This window comes from Paraburkholderia rhynchosiae (assembly GCF_002879865.1).
Taxonomy (GTDB): domain Bacteria; phylum Pseudomonadota; class Gammaproteobacteria; order Burkholderiales; family Burkholderiaceae; genus Paraburkholderia; species Paraburkholderia rhynchosiae.
The window spans coordinates 64,648-86,559 of record NZ_PNXY01000022.1; the positions used below are offsets into that span (position 1 = coordinate 64,648).

The window sequence follows — 21,912 nt, forward strand, 5'->3', positions numbered from 1 at the left end:
TGACCTCATAATGGCGGCCATCGCGAGTTCATCTTCGGCTGGTAAATTGCGGGGTGTGATAAATCGGAAGCGGAAGCAAGCACTGAAAGACTTATGAAATCTGAACTGCTGATGCAAACCTATGGCTCGGATTCGTCCGGCATCGTGTGCGGCTTTATTTTTTCGCCCACGCAGCCGGGCCGGCCCATTTCCGCCGATGACGCGCTCGAGTGGCTGCATGCGCGGCAAAGCGCCGGCACCGCCACGCAAGCCGACGAATTTCTGTGGCTCCATTTCAATCTCGCGCATAGCGCGAGCGAGCGCTGGATGAGAGCGCAGCTCGACTTGCCCGAGACGTTCTTCGACGCATTGCGCGAAGGCTCGCATTCGACGCGCATCGAGCAGGCGGACGGCGCGCTGCGCGCCGTGGTCAACGACGTGATGTTCAATCTCGAGTTCACACCGTCCGAGATTGCGACGTTATGGATTTACGCGCATCAGCGGATCATTGTGACGGCGCGTTTGAAGCCGCTGCGTTCGGTGGACCGGCTGCGCGCATCGGTGAAAGAAGGGGAAATTTTCCGCTCGCCGGCAGAACTGCTGGTTCACCTGATGCGCGACCAGGCCGATCTGCTGATACAGATTGTCCGCCGCACGAGCGCCGATGTGGACCGTATCGAGGACCGCTTTCTCTCGCAGCGTCCGACCCAAAACCGGCTCGACCTCGGCGCGATGCGACGCATGCTGACGCGTTTGCAGCGGATGCTCGCACCGGAACCGGGCGCGATCTTCCGCTTGCTGGCAAGACCGCCTCGCTGGCTTCAACAGGAAGACGTGCAGGATTTGCGCGAGTCGACGGAAGAGTTCTCCGTAGTGCTCTCGGACATGGCGGGTCTCATCGAACGTGTCAGGCTGTTGCAGGAAGAGATTATTTCGCGGCTGGAAGAGCAGAACACCCGCACGCTGTTCACGCTGACTCTCGTCACGGTTCTCGCAATGCCGATCAACATCGTCGCGGGCTTCTTCGGTATGAACGTGGGCGGCATTCCGTTTGCCGAAAACCGTCACGGATTCTGGGTGATGGTGGTGCTCGTTGCATGCTTCACAGGACTGACCGCATGGTGGGCGTTTCGTCGAAGGAAGGAACGATAGCGTGGGGACCGTATGCGATTCGCGCGTACTGTTCGCGATGCCGCGCGCGAATTAACATAGTGCGACGGCACCAAGGAGTTTGTCCGTACGGGGGCTTTGCCAACGGACGCTATAGCTACATAAAGGCCGCATGTTCGCGCCAACAATAACGCCAAAAGACCATGTCCAGCTCTCTTGCGCTGCTTGCCACCGTATTCGTGTCATGCCTTTCCAGCGCGGCCGTGCTGGGCTACCTTGCACGGTATAGGGTCGCCGGATTGCGTCGCTGGCTTGCCGCGCATTGCCTGTTCGCCGCCGCATCGGGCGTACTTTTCCTCGCGCACGCTCGTCCTTCCACCGGTGCGATGCTGGCGTCGTGCATGTTCGTGCTTGCCGGCGCATGGCTCATGTTGCAAGGGTGCCGCGCATTCGTCAGTAAGCCGCCGTCAAAAAACTATGAGCACGTCGCCTTGGGCCTGTGCGTGTGTGCCGTTGTCTACTGGACATGGCTGTCGCCGGACGTCAGTGCCAGAGCCGCGATCATGTCGTTTGCGCTTGCGTATGCCCGCATTGCCGTAGGTTGGACGATCTGGAACTCGCGTGTGTGCGACCGGCGGCAATACGGTCATTGGCTGGTGTTTGGCGCGGCGCTTGTCGGTGGCATCGTCTATTTCGCACGGGGCCTACTCAACGCTTTTTTCGCCGACCCTTCGATGAAGTGGCAACACCACCAAACGCCGGATCTCGGCTTTCTCGGCATCAGCATTCTTTCGTTGCCGATTCTGTCGATCGGGCTCGTGATGCTGGCCAACGACCGGATGATGCAGCAGGTCGAGCACCTCGCCACTTTCGACGACTTGACCGGCGCATTGGTCAGGCGCGCGTTCATGACTCGCGGCGAGGCGCTTTTGCAAACGGCACGTGCCGCGCACGCCGAACTATGCGTTGCGATCATCGACATCGACGATTTCAAAACCATCAACGATAGACATGGGCACGCTGCCGGCGACCGCGTTCTGGCCGGCTTCGGCGCCGAAGTGCATCAGCACATTCGGCGCGGCGATGTGTTCGGTCGGCTGGGCGGCGAAGAGTTCGCGATACTTTTTCCGCATACGTCGGCGGCGGACGCGGCGGAAATCGTCGGTGAAATGCTCGCCGCGGTCACGTGCCCGTCGCCGGCTGGGAGCGGCAAATTGGCGTATGCGTTCAGCGCCGGCATCAACGAATGTGCTCTTGCACAGAGTCTGGGCGACGCGCTGGCCGGCGCCGACACGATGCTTTACCGCGCGAAAAGAGCCGGCAAATGCCGGATCGAGTTGGCGCGGACCGAACGCGTTCGCCACACCGCGAGCGACTTGGCCGGCTCGGCGCATTAAGGCGGCGCACGCGCTGACCACCGTCGTATTCCAAGCGAGAAAATGGGCAAGCTGACGCCCGTGGGCGGGTTCTATCGACGTGCTCGATGCGACGCCTTATTGTTCGAAACCCCGCTAAACGGCGCACTCTTCATCGCTTGCACCATCGGCGATCATCGACTGCCGGCATTCCGCGGCGCCGCAGTGACACGCATAGTGAGCGCGAATATCCTCATCCACTTCGCCGTCGACTGAAAGACCATAGTCGATAAACAGCTCGTCGCCGGGCAGAATGTCTCTGAGCGCGTAAATGAACACACGATTCCCGGCTTCGATCGCTTCACAGTTCGGGACGCATGCGTGGTTCAGGAAACGTGCGCTGTTGCCGTGTCGGCTGCCGTCGATCACGCGCCCGTCCGAAAGACCGAATACGAACGTGTGGCCCGCTTGCGACTGCTGCCGGGCCGCCGCGCGTCGCCAGCCGGTCAGTTCGCCCTTGTATTCGATGATCCGCTCTCCGGCAGCGATCTGCCGTAGCGCAAACACTCCCTTTCCATGAATGGTTGAGTTTCGGACAGCTATGCGTCGCATCTCGTGATTCTCCCCGGCTCGGATGTCTGTTGGTAAACCATTCGTCACCAGGAAGAAAGCATACCGTCGCAGTCGCACAGATTCAATCAACCCGGCGACGGAAAGTGATGGCAGAACGTTTTGCTCTCACACGCGCGGTGCCGACACCATCATCGCGGCGCCGTTGCGCTTCACTCCGCGTGCGGCGACGCGGCAGCTGGCGACAATTCGGCCAGCAGCGACATCAGATATTCGATGTCGACCGGCTTGACGAGATGATGATCGAAGCCCGCCGCCTGGACGCGCAGATGGTCGTCGGCCTGGCCATAACCCGTCACCGCGATCAGCATGGGTCTCGGCTCGCCCTTGAGGCGAATCATTCTGGCCAACTCGTAGCCGTCCGTATCCGGCAGGCCGATGTCGAGCAACGCGGCATCCACGGGCTCGGCCTCGGCTTTCGCCAGCGCGTCGTCGGCGCGGTACGCGACATCGACGTGATAGCCCTCGCTTTCGCAAAGCAGCGCGAGCGAGTCGGCGGCGTCCTTGTTGTCGTCGACGATCAGCACATGCAGCGAAGCACGCTCAGCATGCGACGGTCCCGCCGCGGGCGGCGCTTCATGCAATGTCGGTGGCGTTTCGGGCGGAACAGCCAGCGGCAGCCTGATCGAAACCGTTGCGCCGCGGCCGGGCCCGGGACTTGTGATGTCGATGGACCCGCCATGCAATTCGACAAGCTTCTTCACCAGCGACAAGCCAATGCCGAGGCCGCCGTGCGCCCGGTCGAGCGTGCGCTCGCCTTGCGCGAACAGGTCGAAGATATGCGGCAGAAGATCGGCGGAAATGCCGCTGCCGTTGTCTTCAATGGTGACGGTCGCGAACCGTTCGTCGGCAAGCGCGGTCACGCACACGTTGCCGCCTGGGTCGGTGTACTTGCACGCGTTGTTCAATACGTTGACGAGAATCTGCGAGAGACGCAGCGCGTCCGCGTGCAACCACACGGGTGCGGGCGGCAGTCGCACGGTGAGGTGCTGGCCGCGCGAAGTCGCCATCGACGACACCGTTTCCAGCGCGCCATATACCGCGGTGCCGAGCAGCAGCGGCTCACGGCGAAGCATGATGCGGCCATGCGTGATGCGCGACACTTCGAGCAGGTCGTCGACGAGCCGCGCCATGTGATCGACTTGCCGGCTCAGCATGCCGACCAGCTCGCCGGACCTCATGCCTGCCTCCTTCTCCCGGCGCAGTAGCGCGATTGCATTGCGCATCGGCGCAAGCGGGTTGCGCAGCTCGTGCGCGAGCATGGCGAGGAATTCGTCTTTGCGGCGGTCGGTTTCGCGCAATGCGAGTTCCAGCGTCTTGCGCTGCGTGATATCCACCGCGCTCGCAATGACGCGCCACGGCTTGCCGTTGTCGTCGCGCTGCAGCACGGCCTGGCTTTGCAGCCAGCTTTCCCTGTCACCCATGACGATGCGAAATTCGAGCGGCTTGTCGAATTCACCCGTGAGCGCGACGCGGCGCATCGCGGCGTCTACCACCGCGCGGTCCTCCGGGTGCACGCGGTGAAGCGCCGCGTCATAGCGCAACGCGGTCGGCGCGGCTTGCACGCCGGGCACCGCGTCCTCACTGTCCCAGCAGGCAGTCCATGAATCGAGCGACAGATAACCGATCGTCATTCTCGCGGCGCGCATGGCGACCTGAAGACGCAGGTTGCGCTCCTCGAGCGCGGCCGCGGCGGCGCGTTCGGCGGTCACGTCGGTCGCCATGCAGAACCATTCCCGCAAGGTGCCGTCGTCGTCGTGCAATGGCGCGGCTCGTGCAACCATCGTCCGCCAACTGCCGTCTCGCCGGCGAAGCCGGAAAGTCATCGAGCCTGGCACTTGCGCCCTGACGATTTTCGACCACTTCTCGCGCGCACTGTCCTGATCGTCGGGATGGACGAGGTCGAGCCATTCGCCGCCCGCATCCAGGCCGCCCTGCGGCGCGAACGACTGCCAGTTGCCGAGCTGATTTGTATGGCCCGCCGCATCCGCAATCCATGTCAGTTCGGAACTCGCTTCGACGAGCGCGCGATAACGCTGTTCGCTGCGTTCGCGTTCGGTCTGCGCATCGTGCTGTTCGGTGATGTCGTACGTCACGCCGAATACACGTTCGATTTCCGAGCCGGTCCCGCAGTCGGTTTCGCCACGGGTTCGTAGCCATAAGCGCCGTCCGTCTTCCAGCTCGATAGGAAAATCCAGCTCAAAGGGCACGCACTCGTGCAAGCGGCCGGTCAGTTCGCGCGCGAACCAGGCTCGATGGCTTTCGGGGATTCTGTCGAAGAGCCATTGCAACGGCACTTCTGCCTGCTGCGGATCGAGGCCGTAAATCTGCGCCAGTTGAGCGCTGATGCGCGCTGTGCGGCTGCCCATGTCCCATTCCCATGCGCCGACGCGCGCCGCGTCGAGCGCGAAGCGCAGCCGTCGTTCGCCGATCTCGTAGGCTTCGCCGGCCTTCACGAAGTCGTCGATGTCCATTGCGATGCCGCATGCGCCGGAGAGAACGCGCGCCTCGTCGAAGATCGGCTGTAGGCGTAGCTTATGCCAGCGGTATTTGCCGTCGAACCGCTTGAGGCGGGCGTTGACCTTCACGCTTTCCCCGACGGTCAGCGCGCTGCGCCATGCATCGAGCACCTTCTTGACGTCGTCTTCGAGAACGAATTGATCCCAGTGCAGCGTGGTGTTCGGCGCAAAGGGATTACCGAGGTACTTGCGGCTGGCAAGGTTGGCATAGGTGACGATCCCGCGCGCTTCCGCGGTCCAGACGAGAGCCGGGACGTGATCGGCAATATCGTTGTTGCTCATTGCGTTATCAATCGCACTGTTTGTACCGCTTGCAAGGGGACGCCTGATTACATCGTAAGTGAGATTGAAGCGCCGCGCTGCCTGTGCGCGGCGCTGCAATCCTCGTGTGCAGCCTGCTTTGCCGCTATTGGGGAAACCATGGGATTGCGCGGCGTTGCGGCTGGCCTCCGGCGGCAGAGCCTGGCGCGCGCTCGCCGCCAGTGCCGTGGCCAATTCCGCAGACCTTTAGGCGCAATACGTCGATATCCCGGTCACGTCGCATCATTGTGCGCCCGAAACCGGCTGCAATAATACGGGCGTGCGCGCAGCGGGGCCGGCGCGGCACAGTTGCATGACAGCGAGGCATGCGGCGCCCCTTGCGTGGGACAGGAGACGTGATGAACAGGACTGCATCGGCATCATATGTTCAAGATCGCTCACGTACGCGCGACGCGCGCCGAGCGCTGACGGCGCTGCTGCCGCTTGCCGCCGCCGTCCTGTTCTGCGTCGCTTCAATGGACGCGCGGGCCGCGGGTGCGCTGCCTGCCGGCGGACGCTTCGTCGGCGGGAGCGGATCGGTCGGCGGCGACGGCACGACGCTGACGATCAACCAGAGTTCGAGCCGGGGCGTCGTCGACTGGAACAGCTTTTCGATCGGCGGCAACAACCGCGTGGTGTTCGCCAACAACAACGGCGCGACACTCAACCGCGTCACGGGAGGCTCGCCGTCGGCCATCCTCGGCACGCTGACGGCAAGCGGCAGCGTGTATCTGATCAATCCACAAGGCATCGTTGTTGGACCGAAAGGCGTCGTCTTGACGAACGGACGGTTCGTCGCGTCGACGCTCGACGCCGTGGACACCGACGCCTTCATGAACGGCCGGCCGCTGACGCTCTCGGGCAACTCGACTGCAAGCATCGTCAATCTCGGCACGATTGCGTCCGGCGCGGGAGACGTGTTCCTTATCGCGCGGCAACGGGTGGGCAACGCGGGCACTATCAGCGCGCCGAACGGCACAGCGGAACTGGCGGTCGCGCAGCAGGTGTTGCTACAGGATTCGTCGTCGGGCAGACAGGTGTTCGTGCAGGCCAGTCAGGACAGTCAGGCCGGGCAGACGGGCAGCGGCGGCACGCTCGTCAATCGCGGCGTGATTCAGGCGGCGCAGGTCAGCCTGCAAGCCGCCGACGGTAACATCTACGCGCTTGCGGGCAACCATGAAGCAATCCGCGCGACGGGTACCGCCATGCGCGACGGCCACGTCTGGCTGGTCGCCGGACACGGCACGCTGCGGCCGGGCGGCTCGATAGAGGCAGCGGGCGGCACCGTCGACATGAGCGCGGACACGCTGTCGTTCCCGGCTGGCGGGACCACCGTGCGCGCCGGTCAATGGAACATCGCCACGCCGGCCTTCACCGTCGAGGACAGCGCGGCGCGTGCGCTTTCGACGAGTCTCGGCGCAGGCACTTCGGTCAATGTGCAGACGACGGGCGCCAACGGCATCGCCGGCGACATCGACGTGAACTCGGGAATCGGCTGGCAAGGGAACGCATCATTGACGCTCGCGGCGTATCGCCACGTCACGGTCGCGGAAGGCGCGACCATCGGCAATCGGGGCGGCGGCAACCTGACGTTGCGTGCCGATGCCGCAAGCATCGACAACGGCGGCGGAATCGCGAACCATGGCGTGATCGACTGGTCGGGCAGCACGGGGCTCGTCAGTGCGCTTTACGACATGAACGGGACTTACAGCGCTGGCACGTTGCTGGGCAATCCGGCATGGACAGCCGCGCCGGGCAGCGGCCGGCTCACGCAGATCACCGCCTACAAGCTCATCAACAGCGTGGCGGATCTTCAAAACATGTCGCAGGACCTTGCGGGCAACTATGCGCTGGGCACCGACGTCGACGCGACAGGCTATACCTTGACGCCGATCGGCGACCACACGACGCCCTTCACCGGCCAGTTCGACGGCATGTGGCACAACGTGCGCAATGCGAAGATCGTGATCGCCGACTTCAGCAAGGATTATTCGTCGGGACTCTTCGGCGTGGTCGGGCTGGCCGGCGTGCTGCGCGATGTCGGCGTGGAGAACAGCTCTGTGAGCACCAGCTACTTTGGCAGTGGCCTCCTCGCCGGCGTGAACCAGGGAGTCATTGCGAACGCTCACTCGACTGGCGTGGCCATGGAAGTCTTCCAGGACGGCACCACTTTCGGCGGACTAGTGGGCCGCAATGAAGGCGCCGTCGAGCGCTCGTGGAGCAGCGCCGCGGTATCGGGCTCGGACGCAAACGGCGGGCTCGTCGGCTACAACCTGGGTTCGATCGCGCAGTCGTATGCGACGGGCAGCGTCAGTCCGGTTTTCTCGACGGGATATGGCGGCGGACTTGTCGGCATCAACGATGGAACCGTCACACAGTCGTTCGCGACAGGCGCGGTCCAAACCAGAACCATGCCGACGCATGGTGTGATCGCGTTCGGCTCGGGCACGCTTGCGCCGGACGTTTACTGGAACAGAGAAACGACAGGGCAGGCCGTGAGCGGCGGCAATCTGCCGGCATCGAACGGACTGAGCACCGCGCAGATGAGCGACGCGGCCAGCTTCGCGGGTTACGACTTCGGACCGAACGGCGTGTGGGCGATGCCGTTCGCCGCGACGCACCCCGTCTTGCGCTGGCAGCTTGCGCATTAAGCGGCGCCGTTCATCCGCGGACGAACCGGCATGCGCCTCGCGCGTGCGTTGGGCGCTGCTGGCGTCATGCGTGGCGGTGGCCGTTCAGCCTTTGCCCGTCTTCGCGCAAGCGTGGCGCGACGTTGCCCCGCAGCCCGCGCCCCCGACTCCGCGAAGCGCGCCGCCGCAGCCTTCCGCGCCGCCCGATGCCAATTCCGCGCAGATTGCGGTGAGCAGACTCGAAGGCCTGGTGTTCGAAGCCGCGGGCGCAAGCGCGTCGGCAACGGCCGCGGCTAAACAACAAACCATTACCGCCGAAGCTCTGCCCCTACTCGACGCAGCTTTTCTGCACACGTTCGACGCCGATCTCGGCAAGCCGTTGACTTTCGGCCGCCTTGCTGAAATCCGCCGTGCGGTTGTCGAGCGTTATCGTGCGGCGGGCAAGCCACTCGTCGATGTCTACGTGCCCGAGCAGGACGTGAGCGCGGGAGTCGTTCACATCGCGGTCGCCGAATTCCGCCTCGGACAAGTGCGCACGAGCGGCAACCGCTTCTTCTCCGACAAGCTGCTGAAGCGCGAGATGCCGCTTGAGGCGGGCGGGCCGATTCTGCAATCGGACGTGTCGCTGGGACTGGCCGTGCTCAACGCGAATCCGTACCGGCGGGTGGATGCGATCTTGGCGCCCGGCGAAACCGCGAATTCGACCGACGTGATCTTGCAGACCGACGACCGCTTGCCATTGCGCGTGAACGCCGGATACGACAACGCGGGCGTGCGCGACCTCGGTCGCGATCGCTTTTTCGCGGGCATCGACTATGGCAATCTGTTCGGACTCGACCAGCACATCGCTTATCAATTCACGGCCAGCAACGATTTCTTCAGCGGCAATCCGGAGATCGAGGGCCGCGCGAACCGCGCGCGCTTCGCGGCGCATGCAGTGAGCTACATCGCACCGCTGCCGTGGCATGACAGCATCGAACTGTTCGGGGTCTATGCGCAAAGCACGCCACGTCTGCCGGACAGTTATGGGCAAACAGGCATTTCTGCGCAGATCAGCGTTCGCTACGACTGGCGTTTGCCGACCACGACCGATACCGCGCAGCTCGTCCAGTTCGGCTACGACTTCAAGCGCAGCAACAATGATCTGGAATTCGGCGGCTTTCAGGTGTTCAACTCGAACACGCACATGCATCAGTTCGTGCTGACCTACGATCTCAGCAAGCCGGGCGACGCGGGCGCAGGGCATGCGTCGGCGACGCTCGTCGGAAGTCCCGGCGGATTGGACAGCGCCAACAACGACCCTGCTTTCGGCGCCGCGCGGCGAGGCGCGACCGCCCGCTACGCGTATCTCCTACTCGCCGCACAACGCGCGTTCGCGCTCGGCGGCGGCTTCATATTGACGGCGCGAGGCGCGTTCCAGTGGACACCGAACACATTGTTGCCGAGCGAAGAAATGGGCCTGGGTGGAGAGACGAGCGTGCGGGGTTATGAACCATATGTCGTGCTAGGCGATCGGGGCTGGAATGTGCAGACGGAATTGCGCGCGCCCGCGCTGCCGTTCGGCATGAACAGCGCGGCGCTTCAGCCCTTCGTGTTTGTCGACGCCGGACATGTGTGGAACCGTATCGATCAGCCCGCGGAAATCAGTCACGGTTCTCTCGTCAGCATTGGCGCGGGCGTGCGCCTTCAATGGTCGCGCTTTGTCGATTTTCGCTGCACGTACGGCGTGCCGCTGCGTGCGCCGACGCCAGGTGGATCGAAAGCGCCGATGGTGCTTCTCTACGTTTCGATCGGCAGTTAAAGCGCGCCGAAGCCCTTCATAAATTTTTAAGTACACCGCTCGCGAGCTCACGCAGTTCGTCGAACTGGGTGACGAGTTCGAGGCAAAGAACAAATGCCAGCATCGCGGACGGTGCCGGGTAGCGTTCCATCCATCGCAACAGTGGAGTCGCAAAGCGCGCACGAACGACGTCCCGTGTCATGACATAGGCAATGGCGATTCCCACGGCGGCACCCACCAGCAAATCAGTTGGATAGTGAAAGCCGAGATAGGCGCGCGGAACGCAAATGACGAGCGTGGTGTACAGAAGCGCCAGCACGCCGATTCCCCGCCATACGCAGAAGATGCCTGTGGCGATCGCCATCCATAGCATCGCGTGATCGCTTGGAAACGAACTCCATGCTGTGAGCAAGGCGTCCTTTGTCGCACCAGTCGCAAAGTGCAGATGCAGTTCGGGGCTGTAGACAGGGCGCACTCTGAATGGCAATAAATGAGTCAGCGCTCTTCCCACGACGAGCGCCATGAGGCCGCTCGCGATTGTTGCGATGACCATTTCGCGCCGCCATTGGCAACGCTCGCCCGGTTCAAACCACATCCACCACAACACGGGAATGAGCACGAGGCCCTTGAATGTGTACAGATCGGCGACGGCTCGTATCGCACGCGTCATAAAGAAACCGAAGTGCAGGTTCGAAAGATATATCTCGATGACAGTATCGAAGTTATTCATTTTTGTGGGTATGTAAGAACTTGTTGCGAACAGAATAGAACTTCCTCCCTTTCTTGCTGGCAACTGGCCGGCAAGGCGCCCCGGCAAGGAAGCGGCAGCCAAAGCATAAACCATTCTTCGCAACACGCTTTTTCCCAAGGCACCGACTGGTTAGCGTACCTGATGACTAGCTATCGACGATTAATCACTACGTCCGCTGCCTATACTGGGGTTACGCGCCGGATGGCTACCAAGGGGCGCGAGCGCGGAGCGTTCGCGTTCGTCCTGCGCGTCTGAGTCCCGAGTGGAGGTAAGGGGAAACGTCATGGCGACTTATATCGTTCTTGCACAGTTCACTGACCAGGGCATTCGCAATATAAAAAATAGCCCGCAGCGCGCCGGTCAGGCGGCGGAAATGGCCAGGAGCTTCGGTTGCGAAATGAAGGAGATCTACTGGACGATGGGGCAATACGACATTGTCACTATCGTGGAAGCGCCGGATGAGCAAAGCTTCATGTCATTCGGTTTTGCGCTCGGCTCTGCGGGCAATGTCAAAACGCAGACGTTACGTGCGTTCACGAAAGAAGAATTCGGCGCGTGCCTCGGCAAGCTTCCGTGAACGGTGAGCTGCGCGATGATGCCAACGGGAGGCCTGGTTATCGGCACGTCAGCTGCATGCCAGGCGGGTGCGATGCGCGGGCGGTGCATCGCATTCAACAGTCGTCGCATTGGTCTTTCCAGGCAGGGAGATAGACGCAGCCCGGAGGGAACGCGTGCTTCCGTCGCGCAGTCACGAGTTTTGCTTCCTCGGCATGTTCATGGCCAACGGCGCGCGGCCGCTCTCGGGCGCCACATGAAAGGAGAGGCAAATGCTCACACAGAGAACCAAGGACGTTGTAAAAGCTACGGCACCCGTGCTGGCAGAGCACGGATTGCCGATCATCAAGCGCTTCTACACGAGATTGTTTGACGCGCATCCCGAACTGAGAAACGTATTTAACATGGCTCATCAGGATCAGGGGCAACAGCAGCAGGCCCTTGCCCGTGCCGTGTATGCCTACGCGGAAAACATTGAAAATCCGGCCAGCCTTGCGGCCGTGCTGAAAAACATCGCCAACAAACATGCAAGCCTCGATGTACGGCCGGAACATTACCCGATCGTCGGCGAGCATCTGCTAGGTGCGATCAAGGACGTACTCGGCGACGCCGCCAACGACGAGATTATCTCGGCCTGGGCGCAGGCTTACGGCAATCTCGCGGACCTGTTGATGGGGATGGAAAGCGAACTGCGCGAGAACTCGACGCAACGGCTCGGCGGCTGGACCGGCTGGCGGAACTTCGTGGTTAAGGAAAAGCGGCAGGAGAGCAGCGTCATCACGTCCTTTGTGCTGGAACCGTCCGACGGGCAGCCCGTCGTCAACTTCGAGCCGGGCCAGTACATTAGCGTCGCCGTAGACGTGCCCTCGTTGCACTTGCAGCAGATCCGCCAATACAGTCTGTCCGACATGCCGAATGGGCACAGCTATCGCATATCCGTCAAACGCGAGCATGGCGACGCTTCGCGGCCGCCGGGCTATGTGTCGTCGCTGCTTCATGATCATTTAAATGTTGGCGACGAAGTAAAGCTCGCCGCGCCTTACGGCACGTTTTATATCGACGTCGATGCCACGACGCCGATCGTGTTGATCAGCGGCGGCGTCGGTCTGACACCGATGGTGAGCATGCTCAAGCGCGCGATTCAGGACCCGCAGCGACAGGTCGTGTTCGTGCATGGCGCACGAAATGGCGCGGTGCATGCAATGCGCGACAGGCTCAGGCAGACTTCGGCGATGTATGCGAACTTCAAGGCGGTCGTCTACTACGAGAGCCCGCTGCCGGGCGATATCGCAGGACGGGACTATGACCGCTCCGGCTTTGTGAAGCTGGACGAGCTGCGCGAACTGATTCTTCTACCCAACGCGGACTACTACATCTGTGGGCCTATTCCGTTCATGCGTTTGCAGCATGATGCATTGCGCGCGATGGATGTCCCCGAGTCGCGGATACATTACGAGGTCTTTGGGCCAGACCTTTTCGAGGAGTAAGAACGGTGCTTTATTAGCGAACGTCATGGTCCGCTAATACTTCGGCACGTCCGGATAATTCTCGAAAGTGTCCTTGATGAGGTGGCGCAACCAGACATTGGCCGCGTCTGCGTGAAAGCGGGAATGCCAGTGCTGCCGAAGCGCGAATGGTGGAAGCGCCACCGGTGTCGGCAGGATCTTCACTGTGCCGAGCCTCGAAAAAACAGTCCCGAGTTCGAGCGGCACGGTTGCGATCAGATCCGGATGCGCGTCGATCAGCAGGGGCACGGCAAGGAAGTGCGGTGTCGTCAGATAGATGTTTCGTTTAATGCCGTAGGCGTCGAACGCGCTGTCGTATGCCGCATTGGCTCGTCCCGTCAATGAAACGGCGATTTGCGGCATCGATTCGAACTGTTCCCGAGTCAGCGTTTTTCCGACCTTGCGATTGCGCGCGCTGACTACGGTCACAAACGTGTGCATGAACAGTTGCTGCTGAAAGAGCCCTTCGGGCGCAGCATAAATCGATCCGAGCGCGAGGTCCGCTTCGCCGGAAGCGAGCAGGCCTTCGATCTGTTCCAGAGGGACCTGTATCGAACGCAACGTGCAGTGGGGCGCCAACTTTCTGAGGCGCCGGATCAGCGGCGGCAGAAAAACCAGTTCGCCCATATCCGTCATGGAAAGGACGAACGTGCGCTGCGCCGTCGCCGGGTCGAACTTCGCCTGCGAAACGACTTTTTCGCGCAGCGCTGCAATCACCTCGGTAATCGTCACTCCAAGCAGTTCGGCCTTGGGCGTCGGCGTCATGCCATTGGGCGCCTTGATGAACAGCGGGTCCTCGAAGAAAAGGCGCAAGCGGTTCAGCGCGTGGCTCATTGCGCCTTGCGTCAGACCGATGTCGTTTGCCGCGCGGGTCACGTTTCGTTCCCGCAGCAGCGCGTCGAAGATGACGAGCAGGTTGAGGTCCAGTTCTCGTATATGCATGTGGTGCATTCCTTGTATGTCCGCCATTAGCTTGACGCATGATGTCGACAAACCTATCTTGCCGTCAAGTAGCCCCGTTCGTGCACCGGGGCGCCGCTAAAACGTCAGGAGACACGCAATGCTCATCGAGAATACGTGGTACGTGGCCGCCTGGTCACATGAGGTACCCGACGGCGCCATGTTTCCGCGCGTCATTACCGGTCTGCCTATCGTGATGTATCGCAAGGCGGATGGCGAGATCGTCGCGCTCGAAGACCGCTGCTGTCATCGTGGAGCGCCGCTGTCGCTCGGAAGGCGGGAAGGTGATTGCGTGCGCTGCATGTACCACGGTCTCAAGTTCGACAGCGCGGGAACGTGTGTCGAAGCGCCCGCGCAGCAGCGCATTCCGCCGCGCGTCAAGGTCAGAACGTTTCCCGTTGTCGAGCGGCATCGGTGGATCTGGATCTGGATGGGCGATCCCGCGCTCGCCAACCCCGATGCAATTCCCGATACGCATTGGCTCGACGATCCCGCCTGGCGCAGCCTGCCTGGATATATCCACTACGGTGTGAACTACCTGCTCATTTGCGATAACCTGCTCGACTTCTCGCATCTGCCGTTTGTCCACCCGACTACGCTCGGCGGCTCCGAGGACTATGCGACGGTGCAGCCAAAGATCGAGCGGCTCGACAACGGTGTACGCGTTACGCGTTGGACCATTAACACGGATGCGCCGCGGTATGCCGCCGCCGTGAAAGAGTGGCCGGGCAAAGTGGACCGCTGGAATATTTACGACTTCACGTTGCCCGCCGTTCTTTGCATGGACTCGGGCATGGCGCCGACCGGCACGGGGGCGCCCGAGGGCACCCGCGTCAATGCCGCCGAGTTCCGCGGCTGCCAGGCCCTCACGCCTGAAACCGAAAACTCCACGCATTACTTCTTCAGTCATCCGCACAATTTCGCTATCGATCAGCCGGAGGTCACGCGATCGATTCATCAGTCCGTAGTCGATGCATTCGATGAAGACCGCGAGATCATCACTGCGCAGCAGAAGAACCTCGCGCTCGACCCCACCTTCAGGATGACAGCGTTTGGAATCGACTCGGCGCTTTCGCAATTTCGTTGGGTCGTGGACCGCCAACTGGCTGAGGAGCGCGAGGCGCGTCAGCAATTGACCGGAGAGCGCTGACATGATCGAAGTCGTGGTCACTGCGCTCAGAGATGAGGCGCAAGGCGTCCTGGGTATCGAACTGCGCGCGGCTGACGGTGCGCTTTTGCCGCCGTTCGAGCCCGGCGCGCACGTCGACGTGCACTTGCCGGGCGGACTGACGCGCCAGTATTCGCTGTGCAACGATGCGTCCGAGACAGCGCGCTACTGTATCGGCGTCGGACTGTCCGCATTGTCGCGAGGAGGATCGGCGTACGTCCACGAGAAGCTTCGTGAAGGCGACCGGTTGATGATCGGCGAGCCGCGAGCGCTGTTCCGCTTGTCGCCGGATGCCGCGCGGCATCGGTTCATTGCAGGCGGCATTGGAATCACGCCGATACTTGCCATGATCCGATGGTGCGCGCGTCACGCGCTTCCATGGGAATTGCACTATTGCGTACGCTCGCGTTTGAATGCGGCTTACCTGCATGAGCTCAGTCTATTGGGCGGGCATGTGCACCTTTATGCCGACGACGAGGAAGCAGTACATCTCCCGCGCGATGTGGGCCCCATGATGTGCGATCTCGATCCGACAGAGCATGTCTACTGTTGTGGACCGGGCGGTCTGATGGATGCGGTTGCCGCGCAGGGAGAGCGGCTGGGCCTGCCGCCGCAACGCCAGCATTTCGAGCGATTCACAGCACCCGTGTCCGCTGTGCAGACGAGCAGCGATAGCGCGTTCACTGTTGTCCTCGCCAGGCAAGGGGTGCGGTGCAATGTCGAAGCGGACGAGTCGATCCTGGGCAGTCTTGAGCGGCACGGCATATGTCCGCCGTTTTCGTGCAGGGAAGGTCTATGCCGAAGCTGTGAGGTAGTGTTGCTGGCGGGAGAGGCCGATCATCGCGACTACGTTTTGAGCGACGACGAACAACGGCTGAACAAGTCGTTGATCATCTGCGTATCGCGGGCGAATTCGCGGGAACTCATAATCGATTTATAGAGCTTGAGGCGAGGGCGCCGAGCTTCCGGATAACAGATCGAAACTTCGATTAGCCACCTGGTGGTTCGCGCTGGTCACGAGACAATAGTTGCGCACAGCTAACGCTATTCGTTTGATGCTTGGCCAAAGCAATACCTGGCATCTCATCCCTTCTTTCCCGACTGCACAAGAAATAGCCGCACGGAATCTCGTTTCGCATCTGCCTGACCGTTCTCGGCGAGAAAAAGCTTTCGGGAGCGAACATCGCCGACAATTGATTGCCGAGATCTTCGGCCCCCTTTGAGTCCCCAGTAACACGTGGACATACCGCTACCGGCGAGGCGCGCCGCAGATTGACCGCCAGACGATAAAAGATCAGCAATTTCCGAGGGGTATGCACACGTGATGTTGAAGCGAATCATGGTGGTGGGAGGCAACATCGCCGGCCTGAAGGCGACGGAGACGCTCCGTCAACAAGGCTTCGATGGGGAAGTATTCCTCGTCAGTGCCGAAGCTCACACGCCGTACGACCGTCCGCCGCTCTCCAAGCAGATTTTGACGCGTGAGCTTGAACCGGCCTCACTTCACTACCGGGACATGTGTTGGTTTGCCGATAATCGCATCGAACTGCTACTGGGAAAACGAGCCAATCATCTTGACTTGAACGCAAAGACATTGACAGTTGATGGCGAGCAGCGCACGTTTGACGGCCTTGTCATCGCCACCGGAGCGCGAGCGCGCGAATTTCCGACGGCGCTCGCGGGAATCCATACTCTACGCACTCTCGACGACGCTTTGAGGTTGCGAGACGAGCTAGTGTCGGGGGCGCGCGTGGTCGTAATCGGCGCGGGATTTATCGGTGCGGAAGTCGCGTCGAGCGCGCTCGCTAACGGTGCGAAGGTTACGATAATCGAGGCTGCGAGCGCACCCCTCGCGCGCGCGTTGGGCGTCCGCTTGGGGAGACTATTCGGCGAGATTCATGCACAAAATGGAGTAGAACTAACTTGCTCCGTGCAGGTATCCGGATTACGAGGTGTGGACAAGGTGAAGTCCGTGCTGCTGTCCAACGGTAGCGAAATTGCCGCAGACGTCGTGGTAATTGGCATTGGCGTCGTTCCGAACACTGAATGGCTGGCGGACTCAGGTCTTGAGTTATCGAATGGCCTCGCCTGTGACGCAACGCTGAATGCCGGCCATGAGTTCGTCTACGGCGCGGGCGACGTTGCACTGTGGCCGAATGCCTGGACCGTCACGATGATGCGCGGCGAGCAGTGGACAATTGCTGCAGAGCAGGGAAAACATGCTGCTCTTAATCTGCTGGCGGGTCGGGATAACGCAACTCCATTCTCGACTATGCCGTACTTCTGGTCAGATCAATACGGTGCGCGGATCCAATCGATGGGACGCACGGATTCCGAAGTAATAATGCTTAGAGGGTCGCCTGAATCTCGCCCGTTCATTGGTGTATATCGTGACGGGTATCGACTGGTTGGGGTCGTGGCTATAAACGCTCCTAAGGCATTCACTATTCTGCGCAACAAGCTGAATGGGAAGGCGTCGTTCGAGGATGCCGCTAGAAGCGTCGAAAAATTTATGGGTGCGGTGTAGTGTCGCCGAGAACGGCATACATCGTTTGAGAGACTGCCAAGCGGACCGTCTGAAGTAGCGCGCCCTCAACTGTGCACGCACTACGCCGAACAACGTCGATCGATCGCTAAAGCCTTGTGCGCTTCTGCTTGAAATTGCGTGGGCGTCACACCCGTCTGCTTGCGGAAATACCGGCTGAAATAAGCAATGTCGGCAAAGCCCAAACCATGCGCGATCTGCTTCACCGACATATGCGAATAGACGAGTTCCCTTTGCGCCTCGCGCACAAGATGCTCGTTGATGACGGCGAGCGGCGAGCTGGAGATTTCGTCGCGACAGATGCGCCCGAGTTGCGCGACGGTCATGCCGAGCTTCTGCGCATAGAAGTCCACGGGCCGATGTTCACGAAAATTCGCGGCGACGAGTTCCCTGAAGCGTCTTAGCTGCGCGGCGCGCCGCTCCGTGGCCGATACGCTCGCGGCGGCAGTGGAGCGTGCGGCCGAAGCATGCTCGCACAAGCGCGCCACATACACGAAAAGTGCAATCAATAGCGGCAAGCCTGCCGCCATATGCCCGCGGTCGGTCGCGCGATATTCCTTTTCCAGTAATTCGACGAGCGGCATGAGCGCACTATTTTGTGCCGCCTGAGGATTGATGCGTGTCACGCCGGCACGCTGCAGTACCGGCACGAGCGCTGGCGCGACCATCGACGCAAGCGCTTCGAGTGAACGCTGCGCCGCCGTCACGACGAGGCCGTCCACATCCGGCGCGAAGTTGAAGCCGTGCACAGTCTGCGCGGGCAGGACGATCACGCAAGGCGGCTCGATGCGAATGCGAGTGTTTTCGATCAGCACGTCGCCGTTGCTGCCGCCGCCGCGAATGTAGAGAAACTGCAAGAGCGCGTCGTGACGATGCGCGTCGATATGCCAGTCGTTCGGCGCGCTGCGCTCCGCGATCCATTCGAAGTTGAATGCGTCGTACCAGGGCGGGCGCGCGGACTCGCCATAGAGGTTGTAGTTGGGGATATTCCTTGGCACGTCCCGTCTCCTTTGCACAAATTGTCCTGTCGTCTGCTGCCTTTGTCCAATTCTTTGTGCGAGGCCGTGAATATACTTTTTTCACAGGAAAGGCGTCATGCGGCAGCGCGGCAGACGACTTTCTATAAAGCTATCAGGAGACAAGGATGACTAATCAGCTGACGAAGGATCAGAATGCGGCGCATTGGCTCGGCCTCGAATCGAGCGTATGCGTCGTGACGGGCGCGGCAGGCGGCATCGGCCGTGCGATCGCCGCGACGCTCGCGGATGCAGGCGCGAGCCTGGCACTGCTGGATCGCGATGAAGCGGGCTGTCACGAGACGGCGCAAGCGCTGCACGCACGCGGCACGCGAGCGCTTGCCGTGGGCTGTGATATCAGCGATGCGGCGAGCGTCAATCGCGCATGCGAACAGGTGGGGCGCGAACTAGGCCATGTCGACGTGCTCATCAACAACGCGGGACTACTGCGCGCGGGCGGCATCGAGGATATCGGACTCGATGATTGGAATGCGATGCTCGCCGTCAATCTCACCGGTTACATGCTGTGCGCGCAAGCGTTTGGGCGCGGCATGCTCGCGCGCAACAGGGGCTGTATCGTGCACGTTGCGTCGATCGCTGCGCATCATCCGCAGACATGGAGTGGCGCATATAGCCCGAGCAAGGCCGGCATTGCGATGCTGTCCAGGCAGATCGCCGCGGAATGGGGACCGCGCGGCGTACGCAGCAATACGCTTTGCCCAGGCATGATCCGCACGCCGCTTTCCAGGGCCTTTTACGAACAAGGCGATGTGGAAGCGCGCCGCAGCGCGATGACGGCAAGCCGGCGCATCGGCGAGCCGAACGATATTGCCGAAGTCGCGGCCTTTCTGGCCAGCAAGCGCGCGGCTTATGTGAACGGCGCGGAGATCGCCGTCGACGGCGGTTTCGAATGCATGTTGATGGACCTCGTGCCGCGCCCCGGTTACGAAGCGAAACGCGCGGCATAACGCGCCCATCTGCGGGCGCATCCGCGCTCTTACTTACTGCTCAAAGGACACGATGATGACTACCGTGACACGGTCGTCCGATCTCGCTTGCGATGTGCTCGTGATCGGTTCGGGTGCAGGCGGTCTTTCAACCGCCATCACAGCGAAGAAACAAGGGCTCGACGTGATCGTCGTTGAGAAGGAGGAACATTTCGGCGGCACGACCGCGTTTTCGGGCGGCGTGTTGTGGATTCCCGGTAATCCGCACGCAAAAAAGACCGGCGTCGCAGATACGCGTGAAGCCGCGATTGAATATTTGCGTCATGAAACCGGCGCGATGTTCGATCGGGCCGCGGTCGACGCGTTTCTCGACAACGGCCCGCGCATGATCGAATTCTTCGAACGGGAGACGTCGGTGGAGTTTATGCCGACGCTCTATCCCGACTATCACCCCGACGCGCCCGGCGGTGTCGATGTCGGGCGCTCTGTCGTCGCAAAGCCGTTCGATGCACGCGCGCTCGGCGCCGACATTGCGCGCCTGCGTCCGCCGCTCCAGACCATCACGTTCATCGGCATGATGTTCAATTCGTCGAGCGCGGATCTCAAGCATTTCTTCAACGCGACGAAATCATTTGCATCGGCGTGGTATGTCGCGAGACGGCTGACGAGCCATCTCAAGGAACTCGCGCTCTATAAGCGCGGTGTGCAGGTCACGAGCGGCAATGCGCTTGCTGGACGTCTCGCCAAATCCGCGCTCGATCTCGGCATTCCAATTCGCACCGGAAGCGCAGCCAGGGAACTCGTGACGGTCAAAGGACGTGTCACGGGCGCGGTAGTCGTCGCCAACGGATGTGAGACGCGCATTACCGCGCGCCGTGGCGTCGTGCTGGCATGCGGCGGCTTCTCACACGATGTCGCTCGCATCGCGTCGGCTTATCCGCATGTGCGGCGCGGCGGCGAGCACGTGTCGCCCGTGCCGGCAGGCAATACCGGCGATGGTGCGCGCATGGCCGAGCGCGTGGGCGGACGCGTCGATATTCGCTATCCGCAGCCCGCCGCGTGGATGCCCGTATCACGCGTGCCGATGAAAGACGGTCGGTTCGGCGTGTTCCCACATCTGCTCGACCGTTACAAGCCTGGCGTGATCGGTGTGACGCGCCGCGGCGTGCGCTTCACGAACGAATCGAACTCGTATCACGATGTCGGCGCGGCAATGATCGAAGCGTGCCGCGACGAGCGTGAAACCGCAATGTGGCTGATCTGCGATCACGCGACGATGCGCAAATACGGGCTCGGCTTCGCGAAGCCTGCGCCACTCTCACTGAAACCGCATCTGAAAAGCGGATACCTCGTAAAAGGACGCACGCTTTCTGAGCTGGCAAAACGAGCGGGCATCGACGGCGCTGCGCTGGAGGAAACCGTGCGCGAATACAACCGCGATGCATCGCTCGGTGAGGATCGCGCATTCGGCCGCGGCACGACTTCGTTCAACCGCTATCTCGGCGATCCCACGCACGCACCGAACCCGTGCGTCGCGCCGATCGGCAATGGACCGTACTACGCACTCAAACTCATGATGGGCGATCTCGGCACCTTCGACGGCATCGCGACGAACGTGCACGGACAGGTGCTGAACGGCATGGAACCTATCGCGGGCCTCTACGCAGTCGGCAACGACCGCGCTAGCGTCATGGGCGGCAATTATCCCGGCGCGGGCATCACGCTGGGTCCGATCATGACGTTCGGCTATCTCACGGGACTGCATCTCGCCGGCCGCATGGATGCAAGCAGCAAGGTTAGCGAACTGAGGAGCGCAGCATGAGCAACAAGCTTTTTATCGATCATCGTATCTACACCATCAAGCCGCGCGGCATGGCTGAGTTCATCGATGTGTTCGACCGTCTCGCGATGCCGGTTCAGCTCAAGTATCTCGGTGCGCCCATCGGCTTCTATATGAGCGATATCGGCGCGTTGAATCAGGTCGTGCATCTATGGGGCTACGAGAGCATCGCGGATTACGACCAGCGCCGCACCGCACGCGACAACGATCCAGAATGGCCCGCGTATCTGCAGGCGTCGGCGCATCTGATCGTCGCGCAGGAGAGCCGCATCATCAAGCGCGTCGAATTCAGGAGTCTGTCTGCGGCGGTTCGCTAGATCGC

General features: G+C 61.5%; 17 protein-coding genes. 12 read left to right on the top strand and 5 right to left on the bottom strand.

The genetic code is table 11. The features are described 5' to 3' along the window. The first annotated feature begins 93 nt into the window (after nucleotides 1-93). Nucleotides 94-1,131, top strand: a complete 1,038-nt coding sequence (locus C0Z16_RS25935) for a transporter (protein WP_102634920.1) — start codon at nucleotides 94-96, stop codon at nucleotides 1,129-1,131. A gap of 161 nt (nucleotides 1,132-1,292) precedes the next feature. Next, the gene (locus C0Z16_RS25940; protein WP_102634921.1) at nucleotides 1,293-2,486 is read left to right on the top strand and encodes a GGDEF domain-containing protein; all 1,194 of its coding nucleotides are present in this window, start codon (nucleotides 1,293-1,295) and stop codon (nucleotides 2,484-2,486) included. A 114-nt stretch (nucleotides 2,487-2,600) separates the two neighbouring features. On the opposite strand, the gene C0Z16_RS25945 is transcribed toward C0Z16_RS25940, so the two are convergent. Then, nucleotides 2,601-3,056, bottom strand: a complete 456-nt coding sequence (locus C0Z16_RS25945; protein ID WP_102634922.1) for an SET domain-containing protein — start codon at nucleotides 3,054-3,056, stop codon at nucleotides 2,601-2,603. A gap of 170 nt (nucleotides 3,057-3,226) precedes the next feature. Further along, nucleotides 3,227-5,875: a PAS domain-containing hybrid sensor histidine kinase/response regulator gene (locus tag C0Z16_RS25950; protein WP_102634923.1), complete on the bottom strand. Its 2,649-nt coding sequence runs from the start codon at nucleotides 5,873-5,875 to the stop codon at nucleotides 3,227-3,229. 377 nt (nucleotides 5,876-6,252) lie between these two features. Here C0Z16_RS25950 and C0Z16_RS25955 point away from each other — a divergent pair, with 377 nt between their 5' ends. Both C0Z16_RS25955 and C0Z16_RS25960 read left to right on the top strand, forming a co-directional pair. Next, a complete protein-coding gene (locus tag C0Z16_RS25955) occupies nucleotides 6,253-8,544 on the top strand; it encodes a two-partner secretion domain-containing protein (protein ID WP_102634924.1) in 2,292 nt (763 codons plus the stop codon). 43 nt (nucleotides 8,545-8,587) lie between these two features. After that, nucleotides 8,588-10,324, top strand: coding sequence for a ShlB/FhaC/HecB family hemolysin secretion/activation protein (locus C0Z16_RS25960; RefSeq protein WP_244201364.1), 1,737 nt, complete (start codon nucleotides 8,588-8,590; stop codon nucleotides 10,322-10,324). A gap of 16 nt (nucleotides 10,325-10,340) precedes the next feature. Here the strand turns inward: C0Z16_RS25960 and C0Z16_RS25965 are convergent, their stop codons facing one another. Beyond that, nucleotides 10,341-11,033, bottom strand: a complete 693-nt coding sequence (locus tag C0Z16_RS25965; RefSeq protein WP_102634925.1) for a phosphatase PAP2 family protein — start codon at nucleotides 11,031-11,033, stop codon at nucleotides 10,341-10,343. Between the two features lie 304 nt (nucleotides 11,034-11,337). On the opposite strand from C0Z16_RS25965, the gene C0Z16_RS25970 reads away from it, so the two are divergent. Both C0Z16_RS25970 and hmpA read left to right on the top strand, forming a co-directional pair. Further along, complete coding sequence (locus C0Z16_RS25970; protein WP_102634926.1) at nucleotides 11,338-11,631, top strand: GYD domain-containing protein; 294 nt, start codon at nucleotides 11,338-11,340, stop codon at nucleotides 11,629-11,631. Between the two features lie 250 nt (nucleotides 11,632-11,881). Then, the gene (gene hmpA, locus C0Z16_RS25975; RefSeq protein ID WP_102634927.1) at nucleotides 11,882-13,096 is read left to right on the top strand and encodes an NO-inducible flavohemoprotein; all 1,215 of its coding nucleotides are present in this window, start codon (nucleotides 11,882-11,884) and stop codon (nucleotides 13,094-13,096) included. 33 nt (nucleotides 13,097-13,129) lie between these two features. Here the strand turns inward: hmpA and C0Z16_RS25980 are convergent, their stop codons facing one another. Continuing rightward, nucleotides 13,130-14,056: a LysR family transcriptional regulator gene (locus C0Z16_RS25980; RefSeq protein ID WP_102634928.1), complete on the bottom strand. Its 927-nt coding sequence runs from the start codon at nucleotides 14,054-14,056 to the stop codon at nucleotides 13,130-13,132. 118 nt (nucleotides 14,057-14,174) lie between these two features. Here C0Z16_RS25980 and C0Z16_RS25985 point away from each other — a divergent pair, with 118 nt between their 5' ends. The 3 genes from C0Z16_RS25985 to C0Z16_RS25995 all read left to right on the top strand — a co-directional run bounded on the left by C0Z16_RS25985 (nucleotide 14,175) and on the right by C0Z16_RS25995 (nucleotide 17,769). Then, nucleotides 14,175-15,224, top strand: coding sequence for an aromatic ring-hydroxylating dioxygenase subunit alpha (locus C0Z16_RS25985; RefSeq protein WP_102634929.1), 1,050 nt, complete (start codon nucleotides 14,175-14,177; stop codon nucleotides 15,222-15,224). Nucleotide 15,225: 1 nt separating this feature from the next. Beyond that, nucleotides 15,226-16,182, top strand: a complete 957-nt coding sequence (locus C0Z16_RS25990; protein ID WP_102634930.1) for a PDR/VanB family oxidoreductase — start codon at nucleotides 15,226-15,228, stop codon at nucleotides 16,180-16,182. 384 nt (nucleotides 16,183-16,566) lie between these two features. Beyond that, nucleotides 16,567-17,769 carry an NAD(P)/FAD-dependent oxidoreductase gene (locus tag C0Z16_RS25995; RefSeq protein ID WP_102634931.1) on the top strand — a complete coding sequence of 401 codons (1,203 nt, stop codon included), beginning with the start codon at nucleotides 16,567-16,569 and terminating at the stop codon, nucleotides 17,767-17,769. 80 nt (nucleotides 17,770-17,849) lie between these two features. Here C0Z16_RS25995 and C0Z16_RS26000 read toward each other — a convergent pair whose 3' ends face one another. Then, complete coding sequence (locus C0Z16_RS26000) at nucleotides 17,850-18,785, bottom strand: helix-turn-helix domain-containing protein (protein WP_102634932.1); 936 nt, start codon at nucleotides 18,783-18,785, stop codon at nucleotides 17,850-17,852. Between the two features lie 146 nt (nucleotides 18,786-18,931). On the opposite strand from C0Z16_RS26000, the gene C0Z16_RS26005 reads away from it, so the two are divergent. The 3 genes from C0Z16_RS26005 to C0Z16_RS26015 are packed head-to-tail and all read left to right on the top strand — an operon-like array spanning nucleotide 18,932 to nucleotide 21,907. Further along, entirely contained in the window at nucleotides 18,932-19,771 is an 840-nt protein-coding gene (locus C0Z16_RS26005; protein ID WP_175130730.1) for an SDR family NAD(P)-dependent oxidoreductase, read from the top strand. 55 nt (nucleotides 19,772-19,826) lie between these two features. Next, nucleotides 19,827-21,572 carry an FAD-dependent oxidoreductase gene (locus C0Z16_RS26010; RefSeq protein WP_102634933.1) on the top strand — a complete coding sequence of 582 codons (1,746 nt, stop codon included), beginning with the start codon at nucleotides 19,827-19,829 and terminating at the stop codon, nucleotides 21,570-21,572. Next, nucleotides 21,569-21,907 carry an NIPSNAP family protein gene (locus tag C0Z16_RS26015; protein WP_102634934.1) on the top strand — a complete coding sequence of 113 codons (339 nt, stop codon included), beginning with the start codon at nucleotides 21,569-21,571 and terminating at the stop codon, nucleotides 21,905-21,907. The genes C0Z16_RS26010 and C0Z16_RS26015 overlap by 4 nt, the downstream gene beginning before the upstream one ends. Nucleotides 21,908-21,912: the final 5 nt, after the last annotated feature.